Source organism: Lactococcus sp. S47 (genome assembly GCF_016517475.1).
Classification (GTDB): Bacteria; Bacillota; Bacilli; order Lactobacillales; family Streptococcaceae; genus Lactococcus; species Lactococcus lactis.
Genome location: NZ_JACVUB010000001.1, coordinates 355479 through 372646, shown reverse-complemented (window position 1 = coordinate 372646; position 17168 = coordinate 355479). Strand labels below are relative to the sequence as shown.

Annotated in this window: 19 protein-coding genes; 17 read left to right on the top strand and 2 right to left on the bottom strand. The window is 32.0% G+C overall.

Features of this window, described 5'->3' with window-relative positions; genetic code table 11:
* Nucleotides 1–22: 22 nt before the first annotated feature.
* From IAE52_RS01755 to recA, 4 genes are all read left to right on the top strand, one after another.
* Nucleotides 23–988, top strand: a complete 966-nt coding sequence (locus IAE52_RS01755) for a hypothetical protein (RefSeq protein ID WP_109990950.1) — start codon at nt 23–25, stop codon at nt 986–988.
* A gap of 203 nt (nt 989–1191) precedes the next feature.
* A complete protein-coding gene (locus IAE52_RS01750) occupies nt 1192–2658 on the top strand; it encodes a Y-family DNA polymerase (protein WP_109990949.1) in 1467 nt (488 codons plus the stop codon).
* Nucleotides 2655–3047 (top strand): hypothetical protein, encoded by a 393-nt coding sequence (locus IAE52_RS01745; RefSeq protein WP_058207009.1) that lies wholly within the window; start codon nt 2655–2657, stop codon nt 3045–3047. Before IAE52_RS01750 ends, IAE52_RS01745 begins: the two co-directional genes overlap by 4 nt.
* Before the next feature lie 14 nt (nt 3048–3061).
* Nucleotides 3062–4087 carry a recombinase RecA gene (gene recA, locus IAE52_RS01740; protein ID WP_109991419.1) on the top strand — a complete coding sequence of 342 codons (1026 nt, stop codon included), beginning with the start codon at nt 3062–3064 and terminating at the stop codon, nt 4085–4087.
* Between the two features lie 181 nt (nt 4088–4268).
* On the opposite strand, the gene IAE52_RS01735 is transcribed toward recA, so the two are convergent.
* Nucleotides 4269–4550 (bottom strand): bacteriocin immunity protein, encoded by a 282-nt coding sequence (locus IAE52_RS01735; protein ID WP_017864524.1) that lies wholly within the window; start codon nt 4548–4550, stop codon nt 4269–4271.
* Nucleotides 4551–4567: 17 nt separating this feature from the next.
* Complete coding sequence (locus tag IAE52_RS01730) at nt 4568–4888, bottom strand: hypothetical protein (protein WP_162551451.1); 321 nt, start codon at nt 4886–4888, stop codon at nt 4568–4570.
* A 479-nt stretch (nt 4889–5367) separates the two neighbouring features.
* Here IAE52_RS01730 and IAE52_RS01725 point away from each other — a divergent pair, with 479 nt between their 5' ends.
* The 13 genes from IAE52_RS01725 to IAE52_RS01670 all read left to right on the top strand — a co-directional run bounded on the left by IAE52_RS01725 (nt 5368) and on the right by IAE52_RS01670 (nt 17129).
* The gene (locus tag IAE52_RS01725; protein WP_109990947.1) at nt 5368–6384 is read left to right on the top strand and encodes an alpha/beta hydrolase; all 1017 of its coding nucleotides are present in this window, start codon (nt 5368–5370) and stop codon (nt 6382–6384) included.
* A gap of 129 nt (nt 6385–6513) precedes the next feature.
* Nucleotides 6514–6879: a GntR family transcriptional regulator gene (locus IAE52_RS01720; RefSeq protein WP_017864521.1), complete on the top strand. Its 366-nt coding sequence runs from the start codon at nt 6514–6516 to the stop codon at nt 6877–6879.
* Nucleotides 6880–6881: 2 nt separating this feature from the next.
* A complete protein-coding gene (locus tag IAE52_RS01715; RefSeq protein WP_017864520.1) occupies nt 6882–7766 on the top strand; it encodes an ATP-binding cassette domain-containing protein in 885 nt (294 codons plus the stop codon).
* A 7-nt stretch (nt 7767–7773) separates the two neighbouring features.
* A complete protein-coding gene (locus IAE52_RS01710; protein ID WP_109990946.1) occupies nt 7774–9054 on the top strand; it encodes a hypothetical protein in 1281 nt (426 codons plus the stop codon).
* 332 nt (nt 9055–9386) lie between these two features.
* Nucleotides 9387–9818, top strand: coding sequence for a MarR family winged helix-turn-helix transcriptional regulator (locus IAE52_RS01705; protein ID WP_109991418.1), 432 nt, complete (start codon nt 9387–9389; stop codon nt 9816–9818).
* The gene (locus tag IAE52_RS01700) at nt 9811–12066 is read left to right on the top strand and encodes an excinuclease ABC subunit UvrA (RefSeq protein ID WP_200136637.1); all 2256 of its coding nucleotides are present in this window, start codon (nt 9811–9813) and stop codon (nt 12064–12066) included. The genes IAE52_RS01705 and IAE52_RS01700 overlap by 8 nt, the downstream gene beginning before the upstream one ends.
* A 118-nt stretch (nt 12067–12184) precedes the next feature.
* Nucleotides 12185–12397, top strand: a complete 213-nt coding sequence (locus IAE52_RS01695) for a hypothetical protein (RefSeq protein ID WP_233610938.1) — start codon at nt 12185–12187, stop codon at nt 12395–12397.
* Between the two features lie 122 nt (nt 12398–12519).
* Nucleotides 12520–12843 (top strand): helix-turn-helix transcriptional regulator, encoded by a 324-nt coding sequence (locus tag IAE52_RS01690; protein ID WP_109990944.1) that lies wholly within the window; start codon nt 12520–12522, stop codon nt 12841–12843.
* Between the two features lie 11 nt (nt 12844–12854).
* Nucleotides 12855–15164 (top strand): cation-translocating P-type ATPase, encoded by a 2310-nt coding sequence (locus IAE52_RS01685; protein ID WP_109990943.1) that lies wholly within the window; start codon nt 12855–12857, stop codon nt 15162–15164.
* Between the two features lie 300 nt (nt 15165–15464).
* Complete coding sequence (locus IAE52_RS01680) at nt 15465–15887, top strand: MarR family winged helix-turn-helix transcriptional regulator (protein WP_058218301.1); 423 nt, start codon at nt 15465–15467, stop codon at nt 15885–15887.
* Nucleotides 15880–16314, top strand: a complete 435-nt coding sequence (locus tag IAE52_RS11500) for an alpha/beta fold hydrolase (RefSeq protein WP_233610937.1) — start codon at nt 15880–15882, stop codon at nt 16312–16314. Before IAE52_RS01680 ends, IAE52_RS11500 begins: the two co-directional genes overlap by 8 nt.
* A gap of 9 nt (nt 16315–16323) precedes the next feature.
* A complete protein-coding gene (locus IAE52_RS11495) occupies nt 16324–16725 on the top strand; it encodes an alpha/beta fold hydrolase (protein WP_233610936.1) in 402 nt (133 codons plus the stop codon).
* Between the two features lie 14 nt (nt 16726–16739).
* On the top strand, nt 16740–17129 hold the full coding sequence (locus IAE52_RS01670; protein WP_058218299.1) for a tautomerase family protein: 390 nt from the start codon (nt 16740–16742) through the stop codon (nt 17127–17129).
* The last annotated feature ends 39 nt before the right edge of the window (nt 17130–17168 follow it).

Sequence of the window (17168 nt, the reverse complement as noted above, 5' to 3'; positions counted from 1 at the left end):
ATAGTTTAGAAAAGGAGGACTTATGAAAAAATTTAATCATAGAGATTTTGATATTGAAACAGAACTCATTACAACAAGAGATGGGTCTATTAGAGGTAATTTGGTTAATTGGGATACAGTCAGAAGATTTCAAGAAGAGGATATTTTGGAAAGTCTTGATATTTATTTACCATGGGGTGAAGAACTTGATCTTTGGGGTTATATGGAATTCATAGATCAACAAATTTTCCGAGAATATCCAGAACTCCTTACTGAGTATAAATATGATGGAGATTTCTCTTTTGAAAACATGAGATTTTCACAAGTAGCCAAAAGTATTTACGACATTTCAATAGAGTTTCCAGCCAGAGAAGATTATGGGATAGATAACATAATTGACGCAATTTTTGAAATTTGTGAAGTTCCTAAAGGCACAATGGAAGAGGAAGATTTACCTAGTGACTTACAATTTTGGCCTTCATTTATAAGTGATGAAGATAACGACTTTTATATTTCCATTACAGAGCACGAATTAAAAGTAAATGACTTTCAAGCAAAAATAAAAAAATTGAAGGATGAAATTATACAAGAAAGAGATGAATTAAAGAAGAAATCAATGCTGCTAACATGTCTGATACTTGTAGAAAGTTTGGTGACTTCCGTTATTTTGGATAAAATGCCAAATATTGATTCCACAAATATCAAAGATATTTACCATAGAAAAGTTGTTCAAGAAAGTATAATATCTAGTGTGAGAAACCATGCAGGTAGAAATAAACTTTTTAGCCAATACTTTGGTGAACCCCTTCCTCAACAATCATGGATATCTCTGAGAAATTCGCTTGCTCATGATATTGGTAACTCTAAATTGAATAAAAATATAATCAATGTACATGGTAAGGATTATAATATTATATCAGTTATAGATAAGATAACTAATTTCTCAAATGAATTATCGAAAATCATTGACAAAACAGCAGATTGTAGCGATGAAAATAACATGATATAAATAATCAATAAATTAATTAAAGATTAGGTCAAGTATAGATAAACTATTCAGTTAAGTACGAATCAAATTCGTACTTTTTCTATCTCTAAACACATGCATTTATCAGTTTTTTTGATAATGTGTATTGCAATTAATACAATTATAGAGTATAATATCATATAAACTGATATGTTGTTTAAAAGTCATAGATAGGAGTATTTTGCATGAATCAAACACTCTGGAGTAATTATTTTGATTACGAACGTGAACCTAGACGTGCGATTTTCTTCGAAGATGTGAAGTCCAACTATGCCTCAATTGAGTGTATTGAACGTGGATTAAACCCTATGACCACCTCATTATGTGTCATGAGTCGAGCTGATAACTCAAATGGGTTGATACTAGCAGCTAGTCCAACATTTAAAAAAGCCTTTGGAATGTCAAATGTCAGTCACTCTAAGGAGTTACCTTTTATACCTGATACCAGAAAGTTTAATTATCGGTTATGGTATCAAAAACATACTGACATCTTTGGACAAACAGTTGAACCTGACTCAAAATATATTGCTGAAGTGGAGCGTTGGGCTGCTCAAACTTACATTGTACCACCTCAAATGTTGCTTTATATCAAAAAAAATCTTGAAGTTATTAATATTTTGAGGGAAATTACCTCAATTGATGAAATTCATGCCTATTCTATTGATGAATCATGCCTTGATGTCACAGAATCCTTAGATTTTTTCTTTCCAGAAATTACTGACAAGTATGAACAGATGGATAAATTGGCTCAATTGCTGCAGCGTAAAATTTATCATCAAACTGGCTTATACGTGACCATTGGGATGGGAGATAATCCATTACTGGCTAAACTCGCAATGGACAACTACGCTAAGCACAATTCAAATATGAGAGCTATAATTCGTTATGAAGATGTTCCTACTAAGATATGGTCAATAGCTGATATGACTGACTTCTGGGGAATTAATGTAAGGACTGAAGCATGTTTAAATAAGCTAGGCATTCACTCTATCAAAGAGTTAGCTCATGCTGACCCTGATATGTTAAAACGTGAAATGGGTGTGATTGGCTTACAACAATTTTTCCATGCGAATGGTATCGACGAAACACGACTGACAGATCACTATAAAAGGAAATCTGTAAGTTACTCAAACTCTCAAACCTTACCTAGAGACTATACACGAAAAGGCGAGATAAGACTGATTGTAACTGAAATGGCTGAACAAATTGCTGTACGTTTGCGAAAATCAAAGAAAAAAGCTACAAATTTCTCACTCTTTGTTGGTTTTTCTAACATAGATTATAAAAAATCTATCTCAGTCTCACGTAAAATTGAAGCCACAAGTTCAACTAAAGACCTGCAAGAGATTGCTACCAGACTCTTTAATGAGAAATACGATGAAGGGGCAGTTAGACGAATTGGGGTTAGTGCCAATAATTTGATAGACGAACCTTATCAACTTATTTCACTCTTTGATAGTGATGAGGAAAACGAAGAAACCATTAAACAGAAAAAAGATGAGGCTGTTCAAGAGGCTCTTGATTCAATCCGTCAAAAGTATCACTTTGTGTCTGTTCAAAAAGCAACAGTTTTAAAGAAAGGTTCACGTGCAGTTGCCAGAAGTAAAATGGTTGGTGGACACTCTGCAGGAGGACTGGAGGGCTTAAATTGAGTCGTGTTGACCGTTCATATAGTAAATATGAGTCTATTCGGACTTATGAAGACCGTGGAAAAATGAAGTGGAATCCATTTGCGACTGCAGAACTTGCATCAGCACATCGAGATTATCGTTCTGATTTTAATTTTGAAGAGCCTGGTTTTTCTTTAGAACAAGATGATAAGATGACGATGCTCTCTTTTGCTAAATCTCTGCAGTTAGAGATTACAATAGAATATCAATCTGAGAAGGCAAATAAAAAGGTAACTGGAATTGTTCTTGATTGGAAAGATAAAACAGGAATTATTTTCAAAAAACAAGATGGCCATTATCAAGAAATTGATTTTGAGTGCATCGTTAAATTAACTGATAAGGAGTATTTTGACCCTTATCTCAAACAATAATGAAAGGAAAGCTCATGGAACAGCCAGATTATACTCCGAAACGAGTACATAAAATAAATGACCCAGAAGAAAAGAAATTGGCTATCCTTAAAGCCACGAAATCAATTGAGAAAAGATTTGGTTCAAATACTATCTTAGACGATGAAGGAAAGGCGGCCCAGCATGTTCAAGCACTTCCTACTGGTATTCTGTCGTTAGATTGTGCTATTGGGATTGGTGGTTATCCAAAAGGACGTCTCATTGAGCTTTTTGGAGCTGAATCTTCAGGTAAAACGACTGTAGCACTTCAAGCTGTAGCTGAAACTCAAAAAAATAATGGATATGTAGCTTATATCGATGCTGAAAATTCACTTGATATTGAATATGCTGAAAACCTTGGAGTAAAAGCTGATAGTTTAATCTTTGCACAACCAGATACTGGTGAAGAAGCCTTTTATATGATTAATGAATTTGTTAAGACTGGGGCTTTTGACTTGATTGTTGTTGATTCGGTTGCTGCTCTGACACCTGCTTCAGAAATAGATGGGGTAAGTATTCCAGGTCAGCAAGCTAAAATGATGTCAGAACAGCTCTCTAAGCTCGTTTCAAAAGTAAATCAAACAAAGACGGTCATCATCTTCATTAATCAAGTGCGTTCAACCATGAGTGGACTATTCTTAAATAAAGAAACCACTCCAGGAGGGTCAGCACTAAAATTTTATTCTTCTGTACGAATTGAGGTTAAATCAGGAGAAAAAATCAAAGATGGAATTGATACTATCGGTAAAAAAACTACACTACACACCGTTAAAAACAAGGTATCAGCTCCATATAAAAAACCGTCTGTCATTAATGTCTTTGGGGATGGATTCTCTCAAGAAATAGACGTGGTTACGCTAGCGATTCAAATGGGAGTAGTTAAGAAGATGAATGAGTGGTACTCCTTTAACGGTCAAAAGCTAGGACGTGGTATCTTTAGTGTTAAGGAATACTTAGCAAGTCATCAATCTATCTTTGAAACACTTAAACATCTAACTAGAGAGTCACTTCAATTCTACTAAACAATTTATAGAGACAATTGTTAATATATTAGTTAATTCTCTGCAATCAGATGGCTTTTATTGGTCAGTGTTGAGGCTAGAACAAATTCGATATACGGCGTACTATAAGAAAATCTCCAATTTTTAATAAATAAAAAAAACACATGGTTATAGAGCATATGGCTTTTGTAATTTTTTTATCTTATCTAGTCGGAAAAATCCACATTCCTCGTTGCCCACGGTCAATGAATTCTTGAGAAAGTTTTGTATAAAAAGATACAACATCCTTTGATAAAGAAAGTTTCCTGGCAAGAGGAGCTAAGTCATTCTTTAATTCAGCGATAACTTTTGGTGTATATTTTTTTTGTTCCAATTTATTTTTTGCACTAGATAATATTTCGAATTCTTGAATAGAAATATTTGGATTATTTATCAAACTAGAAATTTCTTCTATGAGTTCTGATTCTTTTGATATTTTTACCATTCAACGCTCCTTTCTAATTATGGTTTCCAAGAATTTCCCCAACCACTCGCGATGACACCTAGCATGTAACTAATGGTGCCTTGTGTTTGAATAGTTCTATATTCACCCGTATATTTATTTCTGAAAATTGTGTAAGGACCAGAATTCATCCAAAAATACCATCCATTTACAGTACTTCCACCCTGAAACTCGACATTACTAAAGGTTGTAACAATCATAGATGGATTTGTGTCTGGAGTTTTAGTCGTTGCTGCAACAGAATCAGCAGAAGCAGAAGCTGAGTATCCTACTGTAATAATTGTTGAGGCGAGAGCAACGGTAATAAACTTAATTTTCATTTTTTTCATAAATACCTCCATTAAATTATAAATTTATTGTATAATATTCTGACTATTTTAAGGGTAACAAATGTTAACGATTTTTATAAAAAACGAACTCGACATGCAGCACATATTTTCTTAGGTTTCTAAAAAAGCTTTAATTTCAGAAAAAATAAAAAGAGAATTATATTTAACAAATAATATTGGGAAATAAAAGAAGTATCTGTGAATTTTCAAATCAGCCAAATACTTTTTATTGCTTGATTTAAAAAATGGGTCAACAGGGAATACTTTAAAAGTTCGTATTTATTTTATACTATAATTGGATTTATAGAATGTCGGTGTTTTGCAAAGTTAAAAAACAATATTTCTGCTTTTTTTAGCAGGAATTCCTAGAAATACTTTGTTATCATGGATAATCTAAAGAAAACTAATTAAATAATTAATACTTCTTATCACTTTATTTAATATATATAACGATATGGTATAATAAAAAAATGAAAAAAATAGTATTTAGATGTATTTTAGGGTTAATTGGGCTACTAATTGCCACTGTTTTATTAATAATTTTTGCCTTTTACTTTTCTCCCAAACCTGGAGCAATGTTAATCAGACATATGTTCAATTCTGAAGTTAAAATAAGTGATCACAAATCTTTTGATAAAGCAAAATCTAATGTTGAAGTGACTCGGAATCATAATTATAATTCAAAGTTCAAAGATAATACCTACGATTTATATCTCCCCAAAAATAATATGGAACATGTTCCAGTATTAATTTGGGTCCACGGCGGAGGCTACGTTGGGGGAGATAAATCAGGAATAAAAGAATTTGCTACTAAGCTATGTTCTGATGCACAGATCGCAATCGTATCCATAAACTATGAAAGGGCACCTGAATCAAAATATCCGAACCAGTTAATTCAGGTGAGTGAATTGGTAAAATTCTTAAAAAAAGAGAGCCATCCTAAGTTAGAACTTGGAAATATTATGTTTGGTGGGGATAGTGCTGGTGCACAGATCGCGCTTCAATATGCTTTAACTCAGACGAACGAACAATATGGAGTAAGTTTGCATGTGCCACAATTGCTAGAACAAGGAACAATTAAAGCAACAGTTTCCTATTGTGGCCCTTTGGATTTAGAGCAAATAAAAGATACAAGATCATCATCTAACTTTATGAAATTTTTTGTACGAACTGTGGCTTGGGCTGAATTAGGGACTAAGAATTGGAAAACAAGTCCTCAGTTAAAACAAGCAAGTTTGGTTAAACATCTAACAGATGAATTCCCTCCTACCTATATTACCGATGGAAATACTTACTCTTTCGAAGAACAAGGAATAGCTTTCAGCGAGAAGTTAAAAGAGCTTTCTGTACCAGTAAAAAGCCTTTTCTATAATAAATCCACGAAAGAGATTACACACGAATATCAGTTTGACTATTCTACGTCAGAAGCAAAAGACTGCTATAGACAAACACTGTCTTTCATAGAACATTATAAAAAAAACTCATAGATTAACAGCTGTGAGCTTTTTTGTTTTAAATTTTAATTAATTATTATTCTAAAGCTATAGGTGTAAAATAATTAATACTTGACAATTATAGTGTATGGTGTATAATAGTACACATAGCAAAGGAGAACTATGCATATAGATCCTAATAATAAAGATGCCATTTACGAACAAATTGTATTTAATATAAAAAAAGAGATTACCAAAGGGATTCTTGATGCAGGAGACAAAATCCTATCCGTTCGAGAGATGTCCAAGCAGTTGGGCGTTAACCCGAATACTGTTGCCAAAGCTTATAAGGAATTAGAGCATCAAAATGTAATCACAACTATTAAGGGAAGAGGTTCTTTTGTTAAAAATAATGATGGCCAGGATGAAGAAATTGATATTCAGACACAAAAAAAATTAAGAAGTCAGCTTAAATCATGGTTAGTTGAAGCACAATATGCAAAAATTCCATTGAGTTTAATCTATGAGTGGATAAAGGAGGAGGAGTAGAATTGGAGATTCAAAATTTAAGTAAGAGGATTGATGGTAATGTTGTTTTGAAACATATTAATTTATCCATCCCTATGGGAAGTATTTTTGGAATTGTGGGAAGAAATGGATCTGGTAAAACCACTTTATTCCGTACGATAGCCAGTCATTATTTGATGGATGAAGGAATGGTATCAATTGATGGTCTAGATATTAACAAAGAGGTTCATCTAAAAAATGATATTTTTTTCCTTGATCCTCAATATCAACCATTAAATAAAATGAGATTACGAACAATTGAGAGTTATTTTTCTCTATTGTATCCTCTTTTTGATAGTAAGAGATATTGGGAATTGATCGAAAAACATCAATTACCTAATGATCAATTTCAAAAATATTCCAAAGGGATGCAATGCTTGCTCCTCGTTATTATTGCGCTTTGTTCGAACTGTTCCTATATTATCTTAGATGAACCTCTTGATGGGCTCGATGTTATCGTACGTAAACAGGTTGTTGATTTAATGATCGATGCAATCAGTGATCAAGATAGAAGTATTATTTTAGCTTCACATAATTTGAATGAGCTGGAAAAGCTAGCGGACCAAGTAGCTTTTATTAAAGAACACTCTATTATTTCTATATTGAATCTTTCTACAGTAAAAATGTCAATCCGTAAACTTCAGATTGCTTTTAAAGACTATGAATTACCTCAGTTTATCAAACAAGAAGCGAAGCATATTACTCATGAAGGCCGAGTAAGCACAGTGATCTTTGAAAATTATAGTGATGAACTTATGGAACGAATAAACAATTGTGAACCACTACTGATTGAAGAACTTCCTTTAACTTTAGAAGACCTTTTTATAAGCAAGTTTTCAGGCCATGACATGCCTGATGAAAGAGAGTGAGAAAAGAATGGATACCAAAAAATTGAACAGAATTACTTGGAAAAGAGCCAAACCAATCGTTTTAAGTTTAGGAATACTGTTAATATTAATATCTGTTTTTATTGGATTTAACTCCACAACTAATTGGCATAGAAGGCAAAACTTTATCCATTCTCAAGAGGCTAGAGACCATTATAATTCATATCTAGGTACACAAAAAGCTGAAGAGGATAATGTAAATAAAAAATATAAAGAAACAAAAGATTACCAAGGAAGTGTCGATTATGCAGATAATCAGAACGCAGGAATTTTTCTAAAATTTGATTCCAAAACTGGTAAGTTTCATATTCAATCACAGACTTTTAAAGAATATTACGGTTATATAAGAGCTAAATTATTTTACACGCGAAGTGCGTTTGACTTAACTAATTTTAGCTATTTGTTTACATCCAGAAATGTATTTCGTGGTTTTACTCTTATCAGTTTATTTTTCATTGTTGCTGGATTTTTAGTATCTTTCTTAAACTACAAGACAAATTTTTCACAGATTTTGTTTTCGTCTGGGTATAAAAGAAAACAAATTTTAAAAAGCAGTATATTGACGTCGTTGATTCCTTTATTATTAATGGCAATTACTGCTGTTAGCATTAATTTAGTCATTCTTTATAGTCGCATTCCTCACCAATATATTAATTATCCTCTAGATAAAATTATTTTCTACCAATTTTGCATCTTATTAGTTGCCATTTGTTACTATTTTTTAGGTCTTTTTTCTGGAATTATCTTGGGCCAAGTGATTACAGGAATCTTATCCTTAAGCGGATTTGTATTTGGATTAGAGTTGATAAAGCAAAATATTTTAGATATCTTGAACAATGTCTTCAACAATATTTTAAATAATAAAAATGATGGAATTTATTATCAATCATTTTTTGTCCGATTTGATACCTATTCACATTGGCTTATATTAGATGGATTTGTTATACTAACTACTTTTCTCTTCTATTTTTCTGCTCAATATTTCTATCAAAGATTAAGTTTAGAGGAAAGAGGAAACTATCTATTATTTCCTAAGTTTCGCTTACCAATTTCTTTGGTTGCAGGGCTTTTCACAGCTTATAGTATTTGTGGAAACATTGGACTTGGGAGTAGCTCAATTAATTTACTCATAAGATATAATATACTTCCAGGTATTTTAGTGTTTGTAATCACATTTTGCTTCTTTATTGTACTAAATAATTATAAAAAGATTTATGAAAAAATTGGAATGATAATTTTAAAACCCAATAATCAACTTAGTAAAAAATAGCTTCTAATTTAATAATAAAAGCTCCTTTAGTATTGTAAAGGGGTTTTTTAAATATTTATAACGTTTAAAAGAAAGTTTTATGATTACTACGCTCCAGGTAAGAGATAAGGGATTGAGAAAATATGAGATAGTAAACAACCCAATCACTTTACCATAATAATTGTAGGAAAAAATAGTTAATATTTTATTATTCAATTGTTTATTAAAAAAAGTTCTATTTATCAAAAATTTATATTGATTAGTAAATCCCTGGCGAGATAGTTGATTGACATATACTATCTTTTTTTATATAATTTCCTTATAGAAATTATATGCAAGGTGATGATTTGAATATGGAACATTTAAAAAATATTTTAAATAACTTACAATGTGAATTAGTAGCAGAAAGAAGTAGGGTTAATCCTCAGGGTATCAATTGGCTTCAATACGACATTTTAAATATTTTACGTAAAGAAACAAAGATGCTCCCGTCAGAAATCAGTATTCTACTTGGTATTAGTCGAACAAAATTATCAAAATCTTTAAAAGAATTAAAAATAATGGACTACGTACAACAACAGCCAAGTAAAGAAGATGGACGTGAATTGATTACTTTTTTAAGCAAAGAAGGAGAAGAGCTATTAACTGAAATTGATAATGGGCATTCACATCTTTTTCAAGTTGCAAACTCAATATTTGATGATAAAGAGCAGGAGAAATTTATAAAATTATCAGAGAAATATATAGAGGCATTAAAAAAGGAAAGGTTGAAAAATTATGAGTAATTTTATTTCGATAAAAGGGGCTAAAACAAATAATTTAAAGAACATTTCTATTAAATTTCCAAAGCATAAAATAACTGTAGTGACTGGAGTTTCAGGGTCAGGGAAATCCTCTTTAGTTTTTGATACTCTCGCTGCTGAATCTCAGCGTTTATTAAATGAAACATACTCTAGCTATATTCAGCAACTACTACCCCATTATCAACAACCAACTGTCGATTCAATAGAGAATCTTCCTGTTTCAATTGTAATTAGCCAAAAAAAAATAGGTGGGAACGCTCGATCAACGGTAGGGACTTTAACAGATATTTATTCTAGTTTAAGGCTCTTGTACTCAAGAATGGCTACACCATTTATTGGTTATTCAATGATTTATTCATTTAATAATCCTCAAGGGATGTGTGAAACTTGCAAAGGTTTAGGTGAAATTAAAAGAATTGACATAAACAAATTAATTGATTTTGATAAGTCTTTAAATGATGGTGCTATCGATTTTCCAACCTTTCAAACTGGTGGGTGGCGACTCACTAGATATACTGAATCAGGTAATTTTGATAATGATAAGAAATTAAAGAATTATACTCAAGTAGAATTGGATCTTCTCTTAAACGATACTGGGAGTTCTCCCAAAAATCCAACGAAAGATTGGCCAAATACTTCCACTTATATTGGTATTATTCCAAGAATTACTAAAAGCTTCATTGAAAAAAATGACAAAAAATATAACACTCAATTATATCGTATATTAGAAATTAGAGAATGTCCAAATTGTGCAGGAACTAGAGTAAATGAATTCGTTCGTTCTTCTAAGATTCTTGGAAAATCTATAGCTGATTGTGTACTTATGCCAATTTCAGAACTGTATATGTTTATTAGAAAAATTGAATCTCCCAATCTCAAGATCATTTTAGATGATCTGTTAAAAAAAATAAAAAGCTTAGAAGAGGTTGGTTTGAGCTATTTATCTCTCAATCGTCCCACAACCTCTCTTTCTGGTGGTGAGTCTCAAAGAATCAAAATGACAAAACATTTGAATAGTGCCCTTACTGACTTACTCTATATTTTTGATGAACCGAGTGTTGGTCTACATCCGGAAGATATCCAAAAAGTTTCAAAAATTATTATGGGATTAAGAGACAAAGGGAATACAGTAGTTTTAGTTGATCATGATCCAGATATAATAAAAATTGCGGATCATATTATTGAAGTAGGACCTGGACCCGGATATAAAGGTGGAGAGATCACCTTTGAAGGAACTTATTCGGAGCTCTTAAAGACAAATACGGTTACTGGGAAAGCACTAACTTGCGAAACAAGCCTTAACACAGATAAAACTAATTTTCCTTCTTATTATGAATTAGAAAATGCAAGCTTGTATAATGTGAAAAATGCTTCAATGAAAATACCCAAGAACTATCTAACTGTCGTCACGGGAGTAGCTGGTTCAGGCAAAAGTACATTAATCCGTTCACTTTTTAAAGATAAGTATTCTGAAGCAAGTATATTAGATCAGAGCCAGATTAAAGGTAGTAACCGTTCAAGTGTTCTCACATACTTAAATGTATTTGATAAGGTTAGAAATATATATGCTCAACAATCAGGTGAAAGTACCTCTCTTTTCAGTTATAACGGCAAAGGAGCTTGTCCAACCTGTAAAGGAAAAGGATTCGTTAAAATGGATTTAGCCTACATGGGAGATGTCGAACAGCTCTGTGAAAGGTGTCAGGGAAAAAGATATAACGATAAGGCACTTTCAGTATATTGGCGTGGGTTAAATATTTATGATTTTTTACAACAATCAGTTGATGAAGTGATTCATTTAATTGATGAAAAGATTCTTATTGCAACTATGCAGGATCTTATTGACGTCAATCTGGGATATGTTAAATTGGGACAATCATTAGATACATTCTCTGGTGGAGAACTCCAACGCTTAAAAATAGCTAAAATTATTCATCAATCCCTCTCCGATATTATAATACTAGACGAACCCACAACAGGCTTACATGAAACAGATATAGAAAGTTTACTTATCCTGTTTAAAAAAATTTTGAAAAAAAATAAAACACTCATTGTATTAGAACATAACCTTAAAGTTATTAGCAAAGCACAATGGATTATTGATATGGGACTTGATGGAGGAGACTCAGGTGGCAAAGTTTTGTTTGAAGGATACCCCATTGATTTGTTAAAATTGAAAAATTCTTACACAGCGAAATATTTAAAAAATTATTTAAATAGAAGCATTTAAAAACATCTTTATATGCAAACTTTATTATATGATAGTATATTATTTTGACATGTTTCCCGAGTAATAAGTTCAAAAGAAAACTGTTATTGAGTCGCGATGAAGATGTCCCTACTGGAATATGGTCAATCTCCGTGATGGATTCTCTCAAGAAATAGACGTGGTTACACTAGCGATTCAGATGGGAGTAGTTAAGAAGATGAATGAGTGGTACTCATTTAATGGCCAAAAGCTTGGTCGTCGAATCTTTAGCGTTAAGGAATACCTAGCAAGTCATCAATCTGTCTTTGAAACACTTAAACATCTAACTAGAGAATCACTCCAATTCTACTGAAATATATATTTCAACTGCCATCACTGGGCAGTTTTTTATTTTACATAACATATTAGTTTTGACTAATGTATTAATTTTTGATAATATATTAGTCAAAACTAATTTGAATAAAGGAGATATAATTGAATCAAAATCAGAAAAGATTAAAACTTATTCATGGACTTTCAAATGAAACTAGGCTACAAGTTTTAGAAATATTGAAAGAAGGGGAAAATACAGTTAGCGAATTGATGGAAAAAATTGGATGTAATCAATCAAATCTTTCCCAACATTTATCATGCTTAAAAGAATGTGGTTTTATTGTTAGCCATCAATCTGGAAAATATGTTTATTACTCATTAGCTAACACAGATTTGTTTAGACTACTTAATATAATAGATGAAACAATCTATGATATGCATTGGTCAAAAAATGAAGAAATTGAGTGTGCTACTCATATAATTTAGGAGAAGAAAAAATGTTTAAAATATTCAATAGAAAAAAGAATACATGTCAAGATGACTGTTGCAAACCTAAGGTAGAAAAAGGTTGTAATTGTCCAGATTGTGCTGAAAAAAATGATGAGATAAATGTCGAAAACAAAGATGATTGCTGTGATGAAGATTCTGGAGAGGATTCTGATTCAGATGGCTGTTGTGAAGATGAACCAGACATAGTAAGCAGTAGAATTAGAAATAATAGCGAATCAACGTACATTTATAATGTTACAGGTATGGATTGTGGCTCTTGTGCTTTAACAATTCAAAAAGGCGTTGCTTCTATTCGAGAAATTGATGATGCTAAAGTAAATTTTTCTACAGGTAAGATGACTGTAGTCACTAACTCAATGCACATAGCCAAAAAAGATGTATTAAAAAAAGTTAAACAACTTGGTTATTCTGCAAGTTTAGTGGACGATGACAACGTGGTAGAGAAAGAATCAATTTCACAAGAGCAGATAGTTCTTATTTCTACACTATTATTTGCAATTGGATTAACCTTTCAATTTTTAATAATTAATTCTATGTTCTCGAATATCTTTTATGCTTTAACGATGGGTCTAGCAGGATTTAAAACTTTTCGGAGTGCTTGGTTTGGAATTAGAGCAAAGTCATTGGATATGAATGTCTTGATGTCCATTGCTTCAATCGGTGCAGTACTAATAGGACAATGGAGCGAAGGGGCTACAGTGCTCTATCTTTTTGTAATCGGGATCTACTTACAAAATAAAGCTGTTAACAGGACAAGACAAAGTATTAAAGATATGATGTCTTTGGCTCCAGATAATGCAATTCTATATAGAAATGGGGAATGGATAGAAGTAGAAAGTAAATCTGTTGAAGTTGGTGATAGAATTCTTGTTCGTTCTGGTGATAAAATTGCTCTTGATGGTATTATTGAAAAAGGAAGTACAAACATTAATCAGTCATCTATTACTGGTGAGTCTATTCCCATTTCAAAAAGGATTGGTGATTCTGTATATGCAGGAAGTATTAATGAATCTGGAACTATTGAAGTAAGAACAACAAAAGTTGCCTCCGATTCAACAATTTCTCAAATTGTTAAAATGGTTGAGGAAGCTGAAGAGAGAAAAGCACCAAGCGAAGCATTTATAGATAAATTTTCAAGAATTTATACTCCTATCGTTTTCTTAGTTGCAATACTAACAATGATACTTCCACCATTTTGGGGAATGGATTTAAAAGATTCAATCTTTAAGGGACTGGAATTACTCATTGTTGCTTGCCCCTGTGCTCTTGTTATCTCTACTCCAGTTTCTATTGTATCTGCAATAGGAAATGCAGCTAAAAATGGGGTTTTAGTTAAAGGTGGAAGTTATTTAGAAACAGCTTCAAAAATTTCTGCGATTGCTTTTGACAAGACTGGGACAATCACAGAGGGTAAACCAGAAGTCATAGAAGTAGAGGTTTTTGAAGGAACGAAACAAGAAATTCTTTCAATCTCGAGAAGCCTTGAACAAAACGCAACTCATCCGATTGCGAAATCCATTGTTAATTATGCTATAGCAAAAGAGGCACACATTTTAAAGGTCACAGATGAACAAAATATTGTTGGAAAAGGGATGACTGCAAAAATTTTAGGAAAAAGTTATTCAATTGGTTCATCTAAACTCTTTAATTTAACAAGCCAACAAGAATCCTTCAAGAAAATGTCAGAATCAAATGGAAATACTGTTATTTTTGTTGGGAGAGAAAAGATTATAATCGGAGCATTCTTGGTTCAAGATACACTTCGAAAAAGTAGCATTGAAGCTATCTCGAAATTAAAATCAGTAGGGATTAAGAAGTTAGTAATGTTGACTGGCGACAATCAAAAAGTTGCCTCCAATATTGCAAAACAAGCGGGATTAAGTGATACGAGTGCTGAATTGATGCCTCAAGATAAAGCGAAACAAATAGAGGTGCTACAACAAAACCATACCGTTGCCATGATAGGGGATGGAATTAACGATGCTCCTGCCCTTGCAACAAGTGACTTAGGTATTGCGATGGGTGGAGCAGGTACGGATACAGCAATGGAAACCTCAGATATCGTACTTATGGCTGATAACCTTAATAAGTTGCCATACCTTTTATTACTCAGCAAATCAACCGTTCGTATTATTAAAGAGAATATCACATTATCATTGTTGATTAAATTGATAGCACTTATAGCCGTATTTGGTGGAGTATTACCTATTTGGTTAGCTGTATTAAGCGATACAGGAATGGCAGTAATTGTTACATTAAATGCTTTACGCTTATTATCAAAGAAGGATATTAAATAATAATATATTTTTTCAGAAGTAAACAAACGCCATATTATGTGTTTGTTTATTTATTTATTTAGATAACTATTAGCATAATGTTTAGATTTTATCTACATAAAATTAACTATGAAGATTGCAAACGATCTTCTTTAATTAATAATGGAGTTGCTAAATATTGAAACTCTTGTAAATAATAAAAAAATAACATAGATACTAACTAATACTGCATCACTAACCTTTATACAATTACAACTTTATCTTTGACAAAATAATAATAATAGGTTATAGTGTATGTACACTATAGCAAGGAGAAGCAATTTGCATAAATTTTATAATGAGTGTGCTTATTTTACGGCAGCAAGATATTTTAGAAAAGTAGAACAGATAACGAATAGAATATTTGAACCTACTGGGTTAGCTCCAGCGTATGCTTATATTTTGTTATATTTAGAAGATTATCCAAAAAGTTCCATTACAAAAATTGCAGAAGACCTTGGTTATGAGCGAACATCTGTTTCTAGAATGTTAAATTTTCTCCAAGAGCGTGGACTAGTGGTTTTTGAAACCTCAGGAAGAAAGAAATTATTCCATTTGAGCTCAAACAGCTCTGAAGTTTTAGAGACGGCAAATGATTGTTTAAGTCAATTAAAAAAACTGACTGATAAAGAACTAGGGAACAAAAAAGTCGAGATGACATCTCTACTAACAGAAAATTATTGGAGGTTAAATACACATGATTAATTATAAAACAACAAATATTGAAGGATTAGATATCTTTTACAGAGAAGCAGGGAAAATAACTAAACCTACTATGGTATTGTTTCATGGCTTTCCATCAGCAAGTCATATGTTTCGAGATTTAATTCCAGAACTACAAAATGATTTTCATTTAATTGCGCCGGATTATCCTGGATTTGGACAATCAAGTTCTCCAGATCATAAAGAATTTCTATATACTTTCGACCATATCGCAGAAATAATGGAAAAGTTCCTGGATAAAATCGAAGTCAATAATTTTTATATGTTTGTGTTTGACTATGGTGCACCTATTGGTTTTAGAATAGCTTCAAAATATCCAAAAAAGATTTTAGGAATCATTAGTCAAAATGGTAATATTTACAAACAAGGCCTGGGCAAGAAGTGGGAAATAAGGAAAGATTACTGGTAAAATCTGACTTTGGAAAAAAGAGAGAGCTATAGAAATGCTTTTGCTCCTGATACCATAATTGGACAATATAAACACGGAACAAAAGAAGGTTCTGTATCTCCTGATGGATATACTTTAGATATAGCCTACACTAAAACATCGGGTTATGCAGAAAGACAGTTAGATTTGATTTTTGATTACCAAAACAATATAAAAAAATATCCTATTTTCCAAAAGTATCTTCGCACTAATACTCCGAAGTTAATCGCAATTTGGGGAAAGAATGACCCTTCATTTATTCCAAGTGGTGCTGAAGCCTTTAAAAACGATAATCCGAATACAGAAGTTGCTCTACTTGACACAGGTCATTTCCCTTTAGAAACTCATTCAAAGATAACTGCAGAATTGATAAAACAATATTTTATAAAATAGAAGGATTAGAAAATATGCCATTAATGAAAATAGATATGATTAAAGGACGTACAGAAGAAGATATAAAAAAAATACTTGATATATCCTATCAAGTTATGCTTGAGTCATTTGATGCTCCAGAAGGAGATAGATATCAACTTGTATCACAACATGAACCTTATGAAATGCAAGTACTTGATACTGGTTTGGGAATTTCTCGAACCTCAGAGATACTGGTATTTTCATTAATTTCAAGACCAAGGACAACAACTCAAAAACAAAATTTTTACAAAAACTTAGTTTCTGAGTTACATGATAAAATGAAGATACGAAAAGAAGATATTATGATTAATATTTCAATTAATACAGATGAAGACTGGAGTTTTTTTGGTGGTAGAGCACAGTTCTTGACTGGAGAGTTATAAAGAAAACAATCTGAAGTTAAACATTCTACTTTAGATTGT